The 19,213-nt window shown below is 37.4% G+C and carries 18 protein-coding genes; 14 read left to right on the forward strand and 4 right to left on the reverse strand.

Annotated features, from left to right (window positions below; translation table 11 throughout):
* Positions 1–10 precede the first annotated feature (10 nt).
* Positions 11–766 carry a hydrogen peroxide-dependent heme synthase gene (hemQ, locus tag EK386_RS09165; RefSeq protein WP_126658860.1) on the reverse strand — a complete coding sequence of 252 codons (756 nt, stop codon included), beginning with the start codon at positions 764–766 and terminating at the stop codon, positions 11–13.
* 181 nt (positions 767–947) lie between these two features.
* Here hemQ and lipL point away from each other — a divergent pair, with 181 nt between their 5' ends.
* Positions 948–1,778 (forward strand): octanoyl-[GcvH]:protein N-octanoyltransferase, encoded by an 831-nt coding sequence (lipL, locus tag EK386_RS09170; protein ID WP_126658861.1) that lies wholly within the window; start codon positions 948–950, stop codon positions 1,776–1,778.
* 78 nt (positions 1,779–1,856) lie between these two features.
* Here the strand turns inward: lipL and EK386_RS09175 are convergent, their stop codons facing one another.
* Positions 1,857–2,528, reverse strand: coding sequence for an RsfA family transcriptional regulator (locus EK386_RS09175; protein WP_126658862.1), 672 nt, complete (start codon positions 2,526–2,528; stop codon positions 1,857–1,859).
* Between the two features lie 319 nt (positions 2,529–2,847).
* On the opposite strand from EK386_RS09175, the gene EK386_RS09180 reads away from it, so the two are divergent.
* Positions 2,848–3,072, forward strand: a complete 225-nt coding sequence (locus EK386_RS09180; protein ID WP_126658863.1) for a YuzB family protein — start codon at positions 2,848–2,850, stop codon at positions 3,070–3,072.
* A 258-nt stretch (positions 3,073–3,330) separates the two neighbouring features.
* Positions 3,331–4,581, forward strand: coding sequence for an HD domain-containing protein (locus EK386_RS09185; RefSeq protein ID WP_126658864.1), 1,251 nt, complete (start codon positions 3,331–3,333; stop codon positions 4,579–4,581).
* Positions 4,582–4,634: 53 nt separating this feature from the next.
* Here the strand turns inward: EK386_RS09185 and thmT are convergent, their stop codons facing one another.
* Positions 4,635–4,820, reverse strand: coding sequence for a 2-hydroxymuconate tautomerase (gene thmT / locus EK386_RS09190; protein WP_126658865.1), 186 nt, complete (start codon positions 4,818–4,820; stop codon positions 4,635–4,637).
* Between the two features lie 66 nt (positions 4,821–4,886).
* On the opposite strand from thmT, the gene EK386_RS09195 reads away from it, so the two are divergent.
* On the forward strand, positions 4,887–5,405 hold the full coding sequence (locus EK386_RS09195) for a YwhD family protein (RefSeq protein ID WP_126658866.1): 519 nt from the start codon (positions 4,887–4,889) through the stop codon (positions 5,403–5,405).
* Between the two features lie 448 nt (positions 5,406–5,853).
* Here the strand turns inward: EK386_RS09195 and EK386_RS09200 are convergent, their stop codons facing one another.
* Positions 5,854–7,911 (reverse strand): transglycosylase domain-containing protein, encoded by a 2,058-nt coding sequence (locus tag EK386_RS09200; protein ID WP_126658867.1) that lies wholly within the window; start codon positions 7,909–7,911, stop codon positions 5,854–5,856.
* Between the two features lie 373 nt (positions 7,912–8,284).
* On the opposite strand from EK386_RS09200, the gene speB reads away from it, so the two are divergent.
* The 10 genes from speB to EK386_RS09250 all read left to right on the forward strand — a co-directional run bounded on the left by speB (position 8,285) and on the right by EK386_RS09250 (position 19,209).
* Positions 8,285–9,157, forward strand: coding sequence for an agmatinase (gene speB, locus EK386_RS09205; RefSeq protein ID WP_126658868.1), 873 nt, complete (start codon positions 8,285–8,287; stop codon positions 9,155–9,157).
* A 277-nt stretch (positions 9,158–9,434) separates the two neighbouring features.
* On the forward strand, positions 9,435–9,875 hold the full coding sequence (locus tag EK386_RS09210) for a YwiB family protein (RefSeq protein WP_126658869.1): 441 nt from the start codon (positions 9,435–9,437) through the stop codon (positions 9,873–9,875).
* On the forward strand, positions 9,872–11,539 hold the full coding sequence (gene argS / locus EK386_RS09215; RefSeq protein WP_126658870.1) for an arginine--tRNA ligase: 1,668 nt from the start codon (positions 9,872–9,874) through the stop codon (positions 11,537–11,539). Before EK386_RS09210 ends, argS begins: the two co-directional genes overlap by 4 nt.
* 189 nt (positions 11,540–11,728) lie before the next feature.
* Positions 11,729–12,118, forward strand: coding sequence for a MerR family transcriptional regulator (locus tag EK386_RS09220; RefSeq protein ID WP_126658871.1), 390 nt, complete (start codon positions 11,729–11,731; stop codon positions 12,116–12,118).
* Positions 12,111–13,610, forward strand: coding sequence for a class I adenylate-forming enzyme family protein (locus EK386_RS09225; RefSeq protein ID WP_126658872.1), 1,500 nt, complete (start codon positions 12,111–12,113; stop codon positions 13,608–13,610). Before EK386_RS09220 ends, EK386_RS09225 begins: the two co-directional genes overlap by 8 nt.
* Positions 13,611–15,278, forward strand: a complete 1,668-nt coding sequence (locus tag EK386_RS09230; protein WP_126658873.1) for an acyl-CoA dehydrogenase family protein — start codon at positions 13,611–13,613, stop codon at positions 15,276–15,278.
* Between the two features lie 296 nt (positions 15,279–15,574).
* A complete protein-coding gene (locus EK386_RS09235; protein ID WP_126658874.1) occupies positions 15,575–16,786 on the forward strand; it encodes an acyl-CoA dehydrogenase family protein in 1,212 nt (403 codons plus the stop codon).
* Positions 16,783–17,664, forward strand: a complete 882-nt coding sequence (locus tag EK386_RS09240; protein WP_126658875.1) for a transporter substrate-binding domain-containing protein — start codon at positions 16,783–16,785, stop codon at positions 17,662–17,664. Before EK386_RS09235 ends, EK386_RS09240 begins: the two co-directional genes overlap by 4 nt.
* 108 nt (positions 17,665–17,772) lie before the next feature.
* Complete coding sequence (locus EK386_RS09245; RefSeq protein WP_126658876.1) at positions 17,773–18,483, forward strand: amino acid ABC transporter permease; 711 nt, start codon at positions 17,773–17,775, stop codon at positions 18,481–18,483.
* Positions 18,484–18,495: 12 nt separating this feature from the next.
* Complete coding sequence (locus tag EK386_RS09250; RefSeq protein WP_246027634.1) at positions 18,496–19,209, forward strand: amino acid ABC transporter permease; 714 nt, start codon at positions 18,496–18,498, stop codon at positions 19,207–19,209.
* The last annotated feature ends 4 nt before the right edge of the window (positions 19,210–19,213 follow it).

Below are 19,213 nucleotides of genomic sequence, written 5' to 3' on the forward strand. Positions count from 1 at the left end.
GTATAGACGTTTATTTATTTACTGATAAGAATTTAGTTAGCTTGTCGTTATCAAGAAGATTTCCAACTAGGAACTCGCCAAATTCACCGTAACGTGCTGATACTTCATCAAAGCGCATTTCGTATACGATTTTTTTGAATTGTAACATATCGTCTGAGAATAATGTTACGCCCCATTCATGGTCATCCAAACCAACAGAACCTGTAATGATTTGTTTAATTTTACCTGCATAGCTACGGCCGATTAATCCGTGAGAGTGCATTAATTCACGACGCTCATCCATGGATAGCATATACCAGTTGTCATTTCCTTCGCGGCGTTTGTCCATTGGGTAGAAGCAAACATAATTTGTACGAGGAAGCTCTGGGTATAGACGGGCACGTACATGTGGATTTTGATATGGGTCTTCATTTGATTGGCCAGCTAAATAATTCGATAACTCTACTACGGATACATATGAGTATGTTGGAACTGTGAAATCAGCAATGGCTAATTTATTGAATTCTGCTTCTAATTCTTGAAGTTCTTCTGGTGTTTCACGAAGAATCATTAACATGAAATCAGCTTTTTGTCCGATAATCGAGTAGAAGGCATGAGATCCTGTTTTTGCCACATGTGTTTCGTTTAGTTTTTCTAAGTAATTTACAAATTCATCAATGGCATTTGAACGTTCTTCTTGTGATACTAATTTCCAAGAAGTCCAGTCAATTGCGCGGAAATCGTGTAAACAGTACCAACCATCTAGTGTAATAGCTGCTTCATTCATTTCATAAACACTCCCTTAATTGATAATCATTCACGATTATCTTAGCATAAAATCTAGATAATTCCTTTATCGAACCTTATATTTTGTCGAATTTCACAGATTCGTCATTAGTATGCACTTCTTTTAATCCATTGATAAATCATGTATCCTTGAAGTAATTACTTTTTTGTAGGAGTTAACTATGCATCCTTTATTACAACAACCAACTTGGCGCTTTATCGATCAATCTAATACAATGAAAAACCGCTCGCCCCTCGAATCCTTTGCGATGGATGATACTCTTTGTGAAATCGTCGGGCAGTTGCAATCACCATCAACAATTCGTACATGGGTTCATGATGACACGGTCGTGTTGGGGATCCAAGACCATCGACTTCCTTTTGTGCAGGAGGGAATGGCGCTATTAAAAGAGCAAGGCTATCATTCCATTGTGCGTAACTCGGGTGGTTTAGCAGTCGTTTTGGATAGCGGTGTTCTTAATATGTCTATAATTTTATCTGAACAACTCGAAGCGATTCCAATCAATAGAGGCTATGATGTGATGGTGGCATTCATTCAATTATTGTTCCCGGAAGTAGCAGATAAAATAGAAGCTTATGAAATTGTCGGTTCCTATTGCCCGGGTTCATATGATTTGAGTATTGATGGCAAGAAGTTTGCGGGGATTTCTCAACGCCGCTTACGTCAAGGGATTGCTGTCCAAATTTATTTATGTATTGAGGGTAGTGGAGAGAGTCGTGCGAAACTCATAAAAGATTTTTATAGCATTAGTTTAAAAGAGGTCAAGACGAAATTTGACTACCCACAAATTAATCCATCAGTCATGGCAAGTTTAAGTGAACTATTAAATAAGCCAATTACTGTTTTTGACACAGTCCTTCGTTTACAAAACCTACTTTATAACTTAGGAGAGCTTGAAATTAATTCATTAATGGAGAAAGAATCTGAATTGTATATGTTCTACTTAAAACGAGTGCTCGAACGGAATGAAAAAATGTTGAAGAAAAGCTAAGGCTCCTCGTAAAGGCTATGGCACGCTCGAACTCTGTAAATATATACTTTTAACGTAAAAGAAAAAACGTGCATGTGCTTAATTCGGCACATCCACGTTTTCCTTTTCAATTGCGCCTGTTGTATAGTTGGCTACTAAGTTACCGTTCTTCTCCATTTTAAATACAGGTGCAACACGTTGTTCATCTTCTTCTAGAGTTACTAATCTACGAGCGCGGTTCATAATTTGAACAAATTGCTCATAATCTTCGCGAATTTCCTTATTCTCTTGTTCTAGTCGTCTTAATTGAGCCTCTAACTCTTTCACTTTTTCTGTTGCAGTGTTTGCAATATGGCGCCATTTTGTCGCTTCGATATCGTTACCACCTTGATGTTGCAAGCGTAATAGATAAGCAATGACAATATCTAAATTCAAAGCTGATAATGGAATCGATTTTACCTCTTCATTTGTGCTAGTTGTAGTAGAACCAGGTAAAAGATAAACAGGTTGAGAGCGGCGTCGACCAGACATGCCTAATACTCGCATTCTCTCTTTTCTTTCTTTCTTTGCTTGTGCTAGCTCTTTTTCATATAAACGGCGAACAACGGCATTCCAACGAAAACCACATGCTGCAGCTGTACGATTTAACGCATCACCAGCTTCCTCAAATGCATTTAATTGCGTACTTCCTTCTTTGACATGGCGAATTACTGCTTCTGCTAATAATTCATCATTTTCTTTTAACCAAGCATCTTGTCTTACTTTGACCATTGTAAATCCTCCTCTTAAAATAATAGTAATTTGTTATCTCAAAACTATATTGTCCAAGATGTACCAATTTTATTCACCTATATTTATAGAAAAAAGAAAATATATAAAAGTATGAAGTTTTGGATTTTTATTAGCAGTTTTTCAAGAGCTTGGCGAGCCACTGTAGCTTTTCTTAAGACCTTTGACGGATATATACGGTTTTTACTTGCTGATGTAGTTTTGCTACGATAAAATAACATTTGTGTAAAAATGAATACTCAAATAAACTAGATTATAAAACCGTATATACAATATAAAAATAGAAAGGGTTGTTGACTAAATGGCAAACGAATTTAAAGTTTGCGATGAATGTCAGGCCGTTAATTTAAAAACGTTAATTCCGAAATTAAAACAATTAGATCCAGATGCGACGATTGAAATTGGCTGTCATTCATACTGTGGTCCAGGCCGTAAAAAGACTTTTACCTTTGTAAATGGTCGACCTGTCAATGCATTAACTGAAGATGAGTTAATGGAAAAAGTAATAACAAAACTAAAAGGGTAAGTAATAAAGGGGGCGTCCGAAAAGTGATTTTCGAACGCCCCCTTTGCGACGAGGATCGTGACAATTTATTGTTACTACCGCAGGAGCACAGATTTTTAACGAAATTATATCATTAGAAGCATAGTTGTCCAGAAAGTGTAATACTTTCTGGACAACTCTTTTTGTTGTTTCAATTGAACGAAATGAAGACTGTTAGGTGTATTTATGTCAAAACTCCCTTATAATAGGAAATAAGATAGTGGGAGTGAGGTGTGGACAGTGAGTAATTACGCTAATGCTAAGTTAGTAGAAGAAAAAGTATTTAAGGATCCTGTGCACCGCTATGTTCATGTGCGCGATCAAGTAATCTGGGATTTAATTAGTACAAAGGAATTCCAACGATTACGCCGCATTAAACAACTTGGCACAACGTATTTAGTGTTCCATGGTGCAGAACATAGTCGATTTAATCATTCTCTTGGTGTCTATGAAATTGTACGAAGAATTATTGACGATGTGTTTAGAGGAAGAGCGGATTGGGATGAAAGTGAACGATTGGTTGTCCTATGTGCAGCACTTTTACACGATTTAGGACATGGACCGTTTTCTCATGCCTTTGAAAATGTTTTCCATACAGATCATGAATATTTTACAAGACAAATATTATTAGGCAATACGGAAGTAAATGCGGTACTAAGGAAAGTATCACCAGATTTTGCTGAAAGGGTTGCCCTTATTATTGAAAAAAATTATACAAATACATTAGCCGTCAGTTTAATTTCAAGTCAAATCGATGCGGATCGAATGGATTACTTACAACGAGATGCTTATTTTACTGGGGTTAGCTACGGTCACTTTGATATGGAAAGAATTTTGCGTGTCATTCGTCCAAGACAAGGACAAATCGTGTTTAAAGCTAGTGGGATGCACGCGATCGAGGACTATATCATGTCGCGTTATCAAATGTATCTTCAAATCTATTTTCATCCAGTCTCTCGCAGTGCTGAAGCGATATTAAATCATGTATTAAAAAGAGCGAGAAAGTTATATGAAGATGGCTATCAATTTAAAATGAAGCCGACCCATTTTGAATCATTCTTTAAAAATGAAGTAACTTTGGAAGATTATTTAGCACTTGATGAAAATATTTTATTAGCGTATTTCCAATTTTGGATGGATGAAGAAGATGCGATATTAAAAGATTTATCGCGCAGGTTTGTGAATCGGGATTTATTTGCCCATGTGGATTTAAATCCAGAGGAAGAACCAGAGCGTTTTGCTTGGCTGGTCGAACAAGTGAAATCGATTGGTTTAGATCCTGAGTATTATATAAAACCAGATTCGACATCGGACTTACCTTATGATTTTTATCGTCCGGGTTCAAAATCAACGAAAAAACCAATCTATTTGGAGATGCCAAGTGGAGAAATTCGGGAGCTTTCTGAACAATCCCATATCGTGTCAGCTATGGCGAATAATATAAAAGTAGATTATAAAGTTTATTATCCGAAAGAAATTATGTTTATGTAAAATAACCCTACTACATTTGAAACTATGTAGTAGGGTTAATTATTTGGAAGTTTTTATTTATCCGAAGCACGAACGCCGCCAGTAGCGTAGTGATTTTTTGCCATTTCTTCAATAACAATCGTTACTGCTTCCGGTTTTGCATTAACAGTTTCGACAACGGCTTCTGTTACTTTTTCTACTAAAGCTTTCTTTTGTTCATCAGTACGACCTTCTAATAATTTTACAGTTACTATAGGCATTTTAAGTCCTCCAAGGATAAAATTAGTGTATATTCATTATAATAGGCTTAGATGGAGGGATTTACAATGGCAAATGAAGAAACAAAAAAACAAAAATTGGGCTTTACAATTATTAAAAATGATCCAACAGACGGGCATAAAGGATTTGGCATTGGGTCATTATCATTAGAAAATGTATCGCCAGTTTTCATTGACATACAAGAAAAACATGCGTTTATCGATATAGGGGCCATGCATGCGAAAAGTGACGTGGAGCGTGGTATTAAATTTACAACAGACAAAGCAGATTCAGAGGGCGGAAAACCCTATTGGCTCGTATGGGTAACGATTGACTTTAAGGAAGAGGGACCTTACTTTGCAGGGGTAACGGCATGTGAAATGGTCGTCAACCGAGAAAAAAGGCGCGGCTATAAAATTTTAGCAGATCACGTAAATAAAATGGATAAATCGATGAAGCGAAAAATCATTGTCGAGCATATGGATGATGTATCAAAACAAGTGTTAGCTGAATTTTTACAATCACATAACCTTGAAATGTGGGGAAATAGCGACGAACAATTACGAAATGATTTAGCAGTAAATTAAGGAAATAATGGTGTCTAACTCATATGTAAAAATTTTCCCTAGATAATAAATAGGCAATTTTTATTATGAGTAAATGTTTGTTAGTCAATAATTTTGCTTAAATTTACTATCTAATATTGAACAAAGTGTGACATTTATTTTAGCTATTTAATCCATTGTTGAAACTCAGTTTGAAAAAAAGTACACTGAATGTAGCTGACAATAGTGAGCTAGGACACTTGGCAACCGAATAGCTTGAGACTTATGCGGCATTTGAAACATCCCAAGCCGAATGCCCCATGATTCTCACGCTTTCGCCTTGCCATAAAAAAGCTTTCTCTTAAATAACGGAAGTATTTTCCGTGTTAAGAGAAAGCTTTTTTGTTACAAGATTTTGCTTCCAAATACTTTTCTATTAATAGCAAATAATTAGGGAGAGCAAGCAAATAACTAAATTCTATTTTCGCTTTTAATTAAACACATCGTTAAATGTCTCAAAAGGGAATAAGTCTAGGAAGTCATTCCATGAATCTTCATTGAAGAACTCATTATTTGAGCATTTTTCTTCAGGGACATCTTCTTTTTTTACATATAAGAAGCGTTGTTTTGGACAAGAGTCTGTTGCGAGTTTTCCAGTCTCGATGTCTATTACTACGCCTTCAACCCCTTTAGGTGGTTTAAAGTTTTCATTCGGTTTGCCTTTGTTGATGGCTTCCATAAAATCAATCCAAACTTGTTTTGAAGCCGCCATATCAGCTTGGACAGAAAGGGTTTTGCCTTGGTCATAGCCATTCCAAACACCCGCTGTTACATTTGGTGTATAACCGACTAACCATTGATCACTAACAGTAGTTCCCGATTTCGCTGCATACGTATGGGTCATGCGCGGTCGAAGAGAAACCCCTGTAGCTGGAGAATAGTCACTATACACTGGATCGAATATTCCTGTCATCATATCTGTTAAAAGGAATGCATCTTCTTCTGAAATCACTTGTTCACTTTTCGGTTTACTATATTCGTATACCATTTTGCCATCGCCATCTTGAATGGAAAGAATCATTGTCGGTTCTTTCTTCTTCCCATTTGCTGCGATGGTATTGTATGCGCTCGTTAATTTATAAAGAGATGTTTCAATTGTTCCTAACGCAATGGAAGGGTTGTCTGCATCTGTATAATTTAAATCGAAGCGTTTTAATATATCACTATAAGCTTCATATCCAATTTTCTCTAATGTTTTTACCGCATAAATGTTGTCAGAGATCGCGATTGCTTGTGCGAGAGACATTGCACCATCCGCAAATTGACCATTAACATTTTGTGGCTTGTACGTTGCTCGACCATTATCATAGGTAAAAATCGTTTCACCCACTTCTAAATAAGTTAAAGGTGAGAACCCATTTTCTAATGCAGCTGCATAAAGAAGGGGTTTAATGGCTGAACCTGGTTGTCGGACGGCTTGGGTTACACGGTTAAAGGAACTTTTAGAATAATCGCGTCCGCCGACTAATGCTGTTACGTGGCCGGAATCTACTTCCATACTGACAAATCCAACCTGTAAATCACTGTCAGGCATATTACTTGCAACAGATTCTTCAGCTGCTTTTTGATGGGCTTGATTTAATGTTGTTTTAATGACCCATCCACCTTCACGAATGTTGCGATGTTCTTTTTCTAGAATTTTTTCTGCTTCTTGCCAAGCCGCATCTAAAAAATATGGAGCAACGGATTTTGTTGCAGCCCATTGTTCGTTTTTCAAGACAATTTGTTCCTCATTGGCACGTTCCTTTGCTTCAGCTGAGATATAGTTTTGTTCTTCCATTAATCGTAAAATGACTTTTTGACGATTGATTGCTTTTTCATAATCATTAATTGGGGAATAAATGCTAGGGCCCTTTGGAATACCGGCTAATAGCGCTGCTTCTGCTAAAGTTAGATCGCTAGAAGATTTACCAAAATAGTAACGACTCGCTGCTTCCACACCATACATACCGTGGCCATAGTTTACAGTATTTAAATAGCCTTCTAAAATCTCATCTTTATTATAGAAAACTTCAAGTCTATAAGCGTAAAAAGCCTCCTGAATTTTCCTTGTCCATGTTTTATCTAAAGTTAAATAAAGGTTACGTGCAAGCTGCATTGTAATTGTACTCGCACCTTCCGCTTTACTTTGCGTTTTTAAGTCTTTTAAAAGCGCACTGGCAATTCGTGAAAAATCGAACCCGCTATGCGTATAAAAATCTTTATCTTCTACGGCGACGGTTGCATCTAGTAAATAAGGAGAGATTTCATCGAGCTCCACCCAATATCGTCGTTCAGCAGTAAAAAAATCACCAATGCGATTCCCGTTACTATCTAAAAACACGGATGCTTTTGTCATTGTAAGGGGAGGGGCACCAGTAATTTGTGCATACAACCGCAATGCACCTAATGACACGGCTACTGCACAAATGATAGCAACAACAGTGAAGGCAGTATGTTTCATCCATTTTTGCCGTTTTTGTTTTTTGCGATAGCTTTGTCTTTTCATCCGTATTTCACCTCATTTTTTTTATATTTTCTAGTATCAAATTTAAAAGTTTGAATAATGCCTGCGATCGCGAGCCTTAACACTATTAATAGCTAATCAATGTTTTATTCACAGTAACAACAGTATGGTCGAGTAATAATCACTTTAATCGAATTTATACATAAAAAAACTGTTGCACTTTGTCTAAAAACATCTATACTTTTTTGCAGTATGTATAAAACTATACGAATAAAGTCAATGAAAGTTCCTAATTCTTCATTTACCGGAATCTTCAGGTAGCTTTACACCTTGAAGTTTGTCCGTTTGATGGGATATATGTCGGAAACTTTTTAAAACAAATGTAAAGAAAAATAACTTAGTAGGTGAACAAACAATGAGATTCGATGAAACATATTCAGGTAACGTATTTATTAAAAGTCATCCAAATTACGAGGAATCAAAGGCAGTTCTATACGGAATGCCAATGGACTGGACAGTGAGTTATCGTCCAGGATCACGTTTTGGTCCAGCACGTATTCGTGAAGTGTCAATTGGATTAGAAGAGTATAGTCCATACCTAGACCGCGAATTAGATGATGTGAAATTTTTCGATGCTGGTGATATTCCACTACCATTCGGAAATGCGCAAAAATCATTAGATGAAATTGAAGGTTTTGTGAAGCGTGTATTAGCAGATGGGAAAATTCCTGTGGGCATGGGTGGAGAACATTTAGTTTCTTGGCCAGTAATGAAAGCAGTTTATGAAAAGTATAACGATTTAGCGATCATTCATTTTGATGCACACACAGACCTACGTACAGACTACGAAGGGGAACCACTTTCACACTCAACACCAATTCGCAAAATTGCTGAGCATATCGGACCAAATAATGTGTATTCATTTGGTATTCGTTCAGGTATGAAAGAAGAGTTTGATTGGGCACGTGAAAATGGGATGCACATTTCAAAATTTGAAGTGTTAGAGCCGTTAAAAGAAGTATTACCTTCACTATCTGGTCGCAATGTTTACGTAACAATTGATATTGACGTATTAGATCCAGCCCACGCACCAGGTACAGGTACAGTCGATTGTGGTGGTATTACGTCAAAAGAATTACTTGCTTCCATCCACGCTATTGCTGGTAGCGATGTAAATGTAGTCGGCTTTGACTTAGTAGAAGTAGCACCAATTTATGACTCATCCGAAATGACAGCGAATACTGCGTCGAAATTATTACGCGAGATGATCTTAGGTTGGGTAAAGTAACCTCTTAAATCGGTTGCGTGCGGATTTTGCTGGAATACGAGCGACTTTTCTGGATTTACGAGCGGGTTTTTGAGAAATACGAGCGCTTTTTCCAGATTTACGAGCGGTTTCGAGTAAAATACGTGCGACTCGCCCTATAAAATAGAAAATAAGCATGGAAAACCGTAAAACGTTTTCCGTGCTTATTTTTTCTCCAATTAAGTTCAACCTTGATAAAAATAGACAATTCATCCTATAATGATAAGGTTATAGTAAAGTTAGTCTGGAGTGACTAGGGATGAATACGTTTGAAAAAAGCGTGAAAATTAAATTGAATTCTACCATCCAACCAATTGATGGTGAACCCGAAAACTATGAGATGTGGTTAAATGGATCTTATATAAATAAAGCAGGTAAAACGTATTTACGCTATGAAGAGGTACTTGATGACAAGTCCATTCAGACAACTGTAAAAATGGACAACCTTCAAGCGTTAATTTTACGAAGTGGGGGAGTAAAAATGAGGCTCCCATTTAATAGCGAAAAACAAGAAAGTGGGCATTATGATACCCAGTTTGGTACATTGCCAATCCTAACAGAAACTCATCAATTAACCCATGATCACGAAGAGGAACATGGGATTAATGGAAACTTTAAAGTTCAGTATGACCTCATTATAAGTGGTCAATCTGTCGGAAAATATACGTTAGAAATTCATTATTCGGAGGGACAAAAATGAACGCAGTAGAACAATTGCAACAATCCATTAAAGATGCGCTTGCATTAGCCGTTACAAAATCAGGTCTAGTAGAAGAAGGGGCGCAATTTAATATCCATCTTGAAACACCGAAAGATAAAGCAAATGGTGACTACGCAACAAACTTAGCAATGCAATTAACTAAATTAGCGAAAAAACCACCACGTGCGATTGCAGAATCGATCTTAGAAAACTTAGAAACTGAAGGTACGGAAATTGAAAAATTAGAAATCGCTGGTCCAGGATTCATTAACATCACAGTGCGTAAAGATTTCTTAGCAGACGTAGTAAAAGCAGTAAAAGAACAAGGTGAAAATTACGGTCGTTCAACTGCTGGAAATAAAGAAAAAGTTCAAGTGGAGTTTGTTTCAGCAAATCCAACTGGTGACCTTCACTTAGGACATGCTCGTGGTGCAGCATTCGGAGACTCATTATGTAACGTTTTAGACTTTGCAGGCTTTGACGTTTCTCGTGAATACTATATTAACGATGCAGGTAACCAAATTAACAACCTAGCTTATTCTTTAGAAGCACGTTACAAACAAGCGTTAGGTATGGATGCAGAAATGCCTGAAGATGGTTACCATGGACAAGATATTATCGATATTGCAGGGAAATTATCTGAGCAATTCGGTAATTCGATTTTAGATAAATCAGATGAAGAGCGATTCAACTTCTTCCGTGAGCACGGCTTAAAATTAGAATTAGATAAATTAAAAAATGACTTAGCAAATTTCCGTGTTAATTTTGATGTTTGGTATTCTGAAACATCTTTATATCAAAACGGGAAAATCGATGTTGCATTAGATAAATTAAAAGCAAACGGTCATGTGTTTGAAGAAGAAGGAGCAACTTGGTTCCGTTCGACAACATTTGGTGATGATAAAGACCGTGTTTTAATTAAATCAGACGGTTCTTTCACATATTTAACGCCAGATATTGCGTACCACGAGGACAAAATCCAACGTGGGTTTGAAAAGCTGATTAATATTTGGGGTGCCGATCATCATGGCTATATTCCTCGTATGAAAGCGGCCATTCAAGCGCTTGGTTACGATCGCGAAAAATTAGAAGTTGAAGTGATCCAAATGGTTCAGCTTTATAAAAACGGCGAAAAGTACAAAATGAGTAAGCGTACAGGAAATGCTGTAACGATGCGTGAGTTAGTGGAAGAAGTTGGACTAGATGCAGTGCGTTACTACTTTGTGAAAACGGCTTGTGATTCACACATGGACTTTGATTTAGACCTAGCTGTTTCACAATCGAACGAAAACCCAGTGTATTATGCACAATACGCACATGCACGTATTTGTTCAATTCTACGTTCAGCTGAGGAACAAGGATTTGCCTCTTCATTAGAAAACTTAAATCTGTTAGCTGATGAAAAGTCTGAAGATGTACTGAAAAAAGTAGGCTCGTTCCCACAGGTCGTGGCAGATGCTGCAAAACATCGTACACCACACCGCGTAGCCAACTATATTCAAGAGTTAGCTGCAGCGTTCCATAGCTTCTACAACGCAGAAAAAGTATTAAATCCAGAAAATAAAGAACTAACAGAAGCGCGTCTTGCTTTAATTAGCTCCGTTCGCGTAACATTAGCAAACGCATTACGATTAATTGGTGTAGCAGCTCCTGAAAAAATGTAATAAAAATATTGAGGCCAGTCTCTTTCATAAGGGGCTGGTTTTTTTGTTCTCGTCGGGATTATGGGATGAATATCTATAATATGTATCAATTTTTCTATTAAATTCACAATTTCCCTTGAGATTTACGTTAACGTCAATGCTATACTTTTGATTAAATACAACATTTGCCAGCGTTGAAGAGGTGATAAAGTGAAAACGATTCAAGAGGTGGCAAAGCACTTCAATGTGTCTACAAGAACTCTTCGATACTATGAAGAGATTGGTTTACTTAAGCCAAGTCGCTCTATTTCAAATCAGCGAACATTTTCCAAAAAGGAGATTGCCAAACTGAAACTCATTTTTCGTGGAAAGAAGTATGGCTTTTCATTAGAAGAAATAAAGGAGATGGTGTTGCTTTTTGATCTCGATCGTACAGGCATTCAACAGTTAGAACGAACAGTTGCATACGGTGAACAAAAAATGAAAGAAATCGATGGAAAAATTGCTGAGCTTACGCAAATCAAGGGCGATATTCAACAATTGCATGCGGTATTTAGTGAAAAATTAACGAAATTAAAGGGAGAGATGCTTGATGAATAGTTCAAATTTGTTAGCAAGAAATGCCCGTAAATATCCGAACAATGAAGCAGTAATTTGTCATGGTAGAAGAGTAACGTATGACGTATTGGACAACCAAGTTACACGATTAAGTAATGCTTTATTATCTTGTGGAATTACACAACAAGATAAGGTGCTGCTATTCATGCCAAATGTTTTGGAATTTATCGTTAGTTATTTTGCCGTACAACGCATTGGGGCCATTGTTGTTCCAGTCAATGCGAAATTTACACTTTCAGAAGTTGAATATGTAGCCAATCATGCAGAAGCAAAAGCAATCATCGCTCATGAAGCAATATTCCCAGCTGTTGAAAAGCTTGCCAATGTTGAATTGAAAATCAAAACAGGCCAAGCAATAGACGGATGGGAAAGTTACAACGATTTACTAGAAAATGCGAACACGACACCGATTGATTGCCAACTAACTGAGGATGACTTGTCCACGATTCTTTATACTTCAGGTACAACTGGTAAGCCAAAAGGAGTTTTATTTAGCTATCGAAATATTTTAGCTGTGGCGCAAATGATTGCCATTGAAATGGAAGTAAAACCAGAAAGCCGTATCCTACTAATGATGCCTTTAACACATTCAGCACCTCTTCATTTATTCTTAATGTCTAGCATGTTAGTTGGAGCAACAAGCGTCCTTACACCAACTTTTACACCGGATTTATTCATTGAAACAATCGAACAAGAAAAAACGACTCATTTCTTTGGAGCGCCTGTTGCGTATTTAGTCACGGCATCCCATCCGCGCCTAAAATCAGCGGACCTTTCTTCAATGAAATGGTGGGTATACGGTGGGGCACCATTATCGGAAGGTGAAATTCGCCATATCGAACAGGCATTCCAAGCTGAGCTAACATGTGTGTATGGGCTAACAGAAGCAGGTCCAAGTGGTGCTCTTTTATTTGGTCATGAGCATGCAAAAAAAGCAGGGAGTGTCGGTTGTCGCGCACCGTTTGGGACAGAACTTCGCATTGTCAATGAACTGGGAGAAGACGTTCCAGTGGGGGAAATTGGGGAAGTGGTTCTTTATGGTGAGGGGAATATGATTGGCTATTATAAAGATGATGAAGCGACAAAAGCAGCTTTTATTGATGGTTGGGTGAAGACAGGGGATTTAGCTCGTTTTGATGAAGACGGCTATGTTTGGATAGTTGACCGCAAAAAAGATGTCATTATCTCAGGTGGTGTTAATATTTATCCGAAAGAAATTGAAGATCGTATCTTACAATTTGGCGGAATATTTGAGGTGGCCGTTGTTGGGGTTCCACACGAAGAATGGGGCGAAACGGTCAAAGCGATTTTTGCAGCGAAAACACCAATCGATGAACAGCAACTAAAAGATTACTTATCAGAGCATTTAGCAAAATTCAAAGTACCTCGTCTATATGAGCAAGTGGAAGCACTCCCAAGAAATGCATCAGGGAAAATCTTAAAACACCAACTAAAACAGCAGGTGGTGAATTAAATGAACGTATTACAGTCCACAAGTGAAAAAGAAAAAAATTACTATACAAATGACGATACACTTCACAAAATACTCGAGCAAATGTTAGACGAGGACTTACTGGACTATGCAAAGCGTGAACTACACGATTTTGGGGAACTTGTCGCAAACGAAATTGATGAGCGAGCTAAACATACCGATAGAGAAGGAGAGCCCCGTCTAAAACGTTACAATCAATATGGCGAAGAAGTTTCAGAAGTCTGGGTAAACGAAGGCTATAAAAAGACAATTCAGCAAACATACAACACGGGCATTGTTGGCTATGTGCATAAAGAAATCCCGCAACTTGGCAAAAAGGGGAATTATGTGTATAGCTTTGCACAAGGCTATTTGTTGTCCCATGCAGAACCTGGTTTTTATTGCCCAGTTACACTAACAATGGCAACTGCCTATTTACTGGATCATTATGCAGATGAGGATGTAAAGGCACGATTCCTTCCTCATGTTTGTTCAACAGGTGATGTAGAATTATTTGAGGGAGCAACGTTTTTAACGGAGCGGCAAGGTGGGTCGGATGTTGGCGCAAATGTCGTAGAAGCCCGTTTTGATGGCGAAAATTATTATTTATACGGCGAAAAGTACTTTGCCTCCAATGCAGGAATGTGCGGCGTTGCGATGGTGTTAGCTCGTCGGGAAGGTACAGCTACTGGCTCCAAAGGTTTAACATTATTTGCAGTGCCTTGGAAAAAGGAAGATGGCTCTATTAATCGGTTACGTATTCGTCGATTAAAAGATAAATTGGGTGTTCGCGCAGTGCCTTCTGGAGAAGTAGAATTTGATGGGGCATTAGCCTATGTTGTGGGCGACCCTGATAAAGGAATCTACTACATGCTAGAGGCGTTAAACTTATCAAGAATTTGTAATGCTATAGCATCGGTAGGCATTATGAGACGTGCGTATTTAGAGGCAAAACATTATGTTTCAAATCGCAATGCATTTGGTCAAGTGTTAACGAACTATCCGATGATCCAAGATTCATTGGCGAAGTTTACAGCAAAGCTTCATGTGGAAGTTGCCACTACTTTTGATTTAATTCAATTATATGATGCTGTCTCAAATGGTGAAGCGACCGAAAAAGACGTGATCTTAAACCGTCTAAATATTGCCATCATGAAAAAAGAAACGGCTGAACAAGCGGTAAAATATGCAAGTGAGGCAATTGAACTCCATGGAGGTAACGGCTATATTGAGGACTTCGTAACACCGCGCTTATTACGTGATGCGCAAGTTCTAACGGTTTGGGAAGGGACTGCCAACATATTAGCGTTAGAATTGATTCGTTTATTTAAAAAGTTTGATGCGCACCAACTATTTATAAACGAAATGACATCACGTCTGGATGCAATTAAATCGAGTAACCTTAAAGGAATTGTCATTGAAAAGGTTCGTTCACTAGAAGAAGACTTGAATCTATTTAGTACATTAGATGATGCAATGCAAACATTTGAAGCAAAAGAAGTGGCTAAAAAGATGGCATTAGTATATGAAAGTGTTGTTGCGATAGAATGGGCTGATCACTATGGAGGAAAATACGAGAAACTGGCGGAAATTTATTTAGAGGATCAGTGGCAATTGAGGAAACTGGGGGATAACTCCAAAACTTTACAATACTTTCGTGAAATAATTTAATCATAATCTAAAGGGAGCGTAACTGCTCTCTTTTTATTTTGGTCGCTATACGAGCGATGATATAACATACTGTCAAACAATTTAGAATACACTTACTTTTGCTTGAAGACTGTAAGGAAATTATATACTTTTGTATAATTTGAATAATCCCTATAAAAAAACTTGTCATTTGCTATTGACGTTTTGATAAAGGAAAAGTAAAATACTGTTTATTAGATAACCATCTTTACGAAGTGGATTAGTAGGAATTTTAAATAAATTTTTAAAGAATAATAAATGGAGAAGGAGGGACTAAATTGAAAGAGCTTTTTATTAAAACAGAACAACAACAACTTTGGTTAGAGAAATTAGCAACATTAGAAGAAACGTTTAAAAAGAATGCACAACAAATCGATGAACAGTCATCATTTCCTCATGAGCACATTCAAGCGTTACGTGATATTGGTTATACAAAGCTGACATTACCAAAAGATCTTGGTGGAGAAGGCTTTAACGTATATGAAGCATTGGTGCTCCATGAAACATTAGGTAGTTACGATGGCAGTACGGCCCTTGCGATTGGATGGACTTTGCTTGTAGTGGGAGAGCTTTTTGAAAATAAATATTGGGAACCTTCAAAATTAAGCGAGTTTGCTAAGAAAGTAGAAGACGGGGCCATTATTAATCGTTGTGTTAGTGAAGTAGCAACAGGTAGTCCGATTCGTGGCGGTCGTCCAGGTACAACGGCAACAAAATCAGGGAACCAATGGATTATTAATGGACGCAAAAGCTATACAACAGGATCGCCAGAATTAGATTATTTCTTAACATCAGCTTGGATAGAAGAACAAGAGAAAATTGGCTTCTTTTTAATTCCTAAAGATGCGGAAGGTTTATCAATCGATGAGACGTGGGACGTTATTGCGATGCGCGGCACTGGAAGTCACGATTTAGTTCTAAATAATGTAGCCGTTGATGAGTCGGATTTAGTGGAATTACCAACTTACACAACTGGTTTTAAATTAAATGGCTGGTTATTGCTTGTTTCTGCTACGTATTTAGGTATTGCACAAGCAGCAAGAGACTACGCTTTGGAGTTTGCGAACACGCACTCACCAAATAGTATAAAAGGTACGATTGCTTCATTACCAAACGTCCAATCATTACTTGGTGAAATTGAGTTAGAGCTTGCAACTGCTCGCTTCACACTATATGGCGCAGCACAAAGTTATGTGGAATTAAAACAAAAAGAAGCAAATGGTCAAGAGCTTACAACAGATGAAGCGGCTTTAATTGTCAATGCAGTGAACACAGCCAAACATGTCGTAACCAATGCAGCCATTACAGTAGTGGATAAAGCAATGCGTGTAGTTGGTGCGAAAAGCTTACAACGTACAAATCCACTTCAACGCTATTACCGTGATGTCCGCGCGGGATTACATAACCCACCAATGGATGATATGACGATTAAAAAATTAGCAGAAGAAGCATTAAAACAACAAGAAAATAAAGGGAGATCATCAAAATGAAATTTAACAAACTATTAAAATTTGCAGCAGTAAGTTTAGCATCTGTAACAATTTTAGCAGCATGCGGAGGAAATGAAGAAGATAAAGCGGTTGAAACTTCTGGCACAACAGATACACAATCTGGTGAAGTGAAAAAAGTAAAAGTAGCTTATGCAATCGGTTGGAAACCAATTTCTTATCAAGATGAAAACGGTGAAGCAGCAGGTTATGATTTAGATGCATTACGCCTAGTAGATGAAGCTTTAGAAGATTACGAGTTTGAATATATCGGTACTACTGATGATGACTTATTAATCGGTGTAGAACAAGGAAAATATGACATTGGTGTTAAAAACGTATTCTATACAGAAGAACGTGCACAAAAATATGTTTATCCAAAAGAGTTCTTAGGTTTAAGTAGTACAGGATTATTACTGAAAAAAGAAAAAGCTGATATTAAAAACTTAGTTGATTTTGCAACTGCAGGATTAGAGTTAGCACCAATCGCAGCAAACAATGCACAATACACAGTTATCGCAGAGCATAATGAAGCAAACCCAGATAATCCAGTAAAATTAGTAGCCGGTGATGAATTCGCTGTAGATGCGGTTCAATGGGTAAATGAAGGTCGTGCAGATGGTGCAGTTGCATTGGAACCAGTATTTAACTTACAAGTAATTGATGAAAAAGGACCATACCATAATTTAATTGATGAAGTAGTTTACAATGAATTTACAGTAATCAAAACTTGGCCTTTATTCAATAAAGAACAACAAGATTTAGCAAATGCTTATGATGAAGTAATGACTGAAATTAAAAAATCAGATGAGTTAAATCAATTAATGATCAAACATTATGGTAAAGATTTATTTGAAGTTTTAGAAACAGTAACTAGATAATTAAAAAAAGGCTGTTAGGTATACACCTTGCAGCCTTATTTTTTGATTAATATAAAATGAGAAGCGTGTCTAGCTCTAAGCATTCGCTCAAAAAAGAGGTGAAAATGAATGGAAAAATACTTTGATATAGATTACATATGGACTGCATTACCGAATTTATTGCCGTATTTAAAAGTTACCTTTCTTGTAGCAGGGCTTGCTGTACTTTTCGGGACGTTGCTTGGCTTACTTTTAGCATTTGCCAAAATGGGTAAAAGCAAGTTGTTACGCGCTTTGGCAAATGGCTATACGACAGTTATGCGTTGTACACCATCAATCGTCCTTTTATTTTTAGTTTACTATGGGATCCCATTTGTAGCAGATTCCCTATTTCGTATAAATCTACAAGATATTCATACAGGGGTATTTGTTGTGGTAACCTTCTCCTTACAATTTGCTGCCATGATGTCAGAAGTAATTCGTTCGGCAATCCAAGCGATCAATCACGGTCAATATGAAGCAGCCGTAAGTGTAGGATTAACACCGTTTCAAGCGTATCGACGCATTATTTTTCCACAAGCTTTTGTCGTAGCTTTACCAAACTTCGGGAACGGATTGATCTCGATTTTACAAGAAGGTGCCCTAGCCTACACAATCGGGTTTATTGATATCGTAGGGAAAGCCAATTTAATTATCGCATCGAATTTCAATACACATGCTCTCGAAATTTATATTGCCCTAGCCGTGATCTATTGGGTCGTTTCGATTACGATTGAAAAAGTTTTTGAGAAACTAGAAAAAATATTCAGCAAAGGTTCACGTTCATTAAAAGCATCGTAGGAGGTGGGGAAAATGGATTCAAGTTTGAACATACCTTTTTTAATTGATACATTTTGGGTTGCGTTAAGTGGAGTACCCACTGCGCTTCTTGTAACGGTTGTTGCGATGCTGATTGCTGTTCCAGTGGCATTCTTCTTTGCACTAACTCGAATAAATAACATTCCAGTAATTAGCCAAATTGCGAAAATTTACGTTTCCTTTGTCCGAGGAACACCGATCATTATTCAAATCTTTGTATTATATAGTTTCATCCCAATTTTCTTGAATAGTATATTTACAAAATACAATATTGATTATCCGATTTATGATATCCACCCGTTATGGTATGCCTTTATTATTTTCTCCTTCAATACAACTGCGGTGCTAATTGAAGTATTCCGTTCCGCACTAGGTACTGTCGATCGAGGACAATTAGAGGCGGCTCATTCTGTGGGGCTTACGACGAAACAAGCGTACATACGAATCATTATTCCACAAGCATTAGTTTCGGCTTTACCGAATATTTGTACGGCGACAGTCAATTTAATCAAAGCAACTTCTCTTGGTTATGCGATTTCATTACAGGAAATTACATTAAGAGCGAAAGTGGAAGCAAACTTAGGATATAACTATTTAGAAGCCTATATTGATATTTTCATCGTCTACTTAATTGTTTGTATTGCAGTAGAGCAACTATTTAAATGGTGGGAAAAACGATTAAGTCGCTATAAAATGGCTAGCGCGTAAGGAG

Origin of the sequence: Lysinibacillus antri, assembly GCF_003977595.1 — a bacterium.
In the GTDB taxonomy this organism is placed as follows: Bacteria; Bacillota; Bacilli; order Bacillales_A; family Planococcaceae; genus Ureibacillus; species Ureibacillus antri.

Bases quoted from the DNA above. Each gene is read 5' to 3' on its own strand.
- hemQ (WP_126658860.1), bottom strand. From the start codon at position 766: ATGAATGAAGCAGCTATTACACTAGATGGTTGGTACTGTTTACACGAT.
- lipL (WP_126658861.1), top strand. From the start codon at position 948: ATGCATCCTTTATTACAACAACCAACTTGGCGCTTTATCGATCAATCT.
- EK386_RS09175 (WP_126658862.1), bottom strand. From the start codon at position 2,528: ATGGTCAAAGTAAGACAAGATGCTTGGTTAAAAGAAAATGATGAATTA.
- EK386_RS09180 (WP_126658863.1), top strand. From the start codon at position 2,848: ATGGCAAACGAATTTAAAGTTTGCGATGAATGTCAGGCCGTTAATTTA.
- thmT (WP_126658865.1), bottom strand. From the start codon at position 4,820: ATGCCTATAGTAACTGTAAAATTATTAGAAGGTCGTACTGATGAACAA.
- EK386_RS09195 (WP_126658866.1), top strand. From the start codon at position 4,887: ATGGCAAATGAAGAAACAAAAAAACAAAAATTGGGCTTTACAATTATT.
- EK386_RS09200 (WP_126658867.1), bottom strand. From the start codon at position 7,911: ATGAAAAGACAAAGCTATCGCAAAAAACAAAAACGGCAAAAATGGATG.
- speB (WP_126658868.1), top strand. From the start codon at position 8,285: ATGAGATTCGATGAAACATATTCAGGTAACGTATTTATTAAAAGTCAT.
- EK386_RS09210 (WP_126658869.1), top strand. From the start codon at position 9,435: ATGAATACGTTTGAAAAAAGCGTGAAAATTAAATTGAATTCTACCATC.
- argS (WP_126658870.1), top strand. From the start codon at position 9,872: ATGAACGCAGTAGAACAATTGCAACAATCCATTAAAGATGCGCTTGCA.
- EK386_RS09225 (WP_126658872.1), top strand. From the start codon at position 12,111: ATGAATAGTTCAAATTTGTTAGCAAGAAATGCCCGTAAATATCCGAAC.
- EK386_RS09230 (WP_126658873.1), top strand. From the start codon at position 13,611: ATGAACGTATTACAGTCCACAAGTGAAAAAGAAAAAAATTACTATACA.
- EK386_RS09240 (WP_126658875.1), top strand. From the start codon at position 16,783: ATGAAATTTAACAAACTATTAAAATTTGCAGCAGTAAGTTTAGCATCT.
- EK386_RS09245 (WP_126658876.1), top strand. From the start codon at position 17,773: ATGGAAAAATACTTTGATATAGATTACATATGGACTGCATTACCGAAT.
- EK386_RS09250 (WP_246027634.1), top strand. From the start codon at position 18,496: ATGGATTCAAGTTTGAACATACCTTTTTTAATTGATACATTTTGGGTT.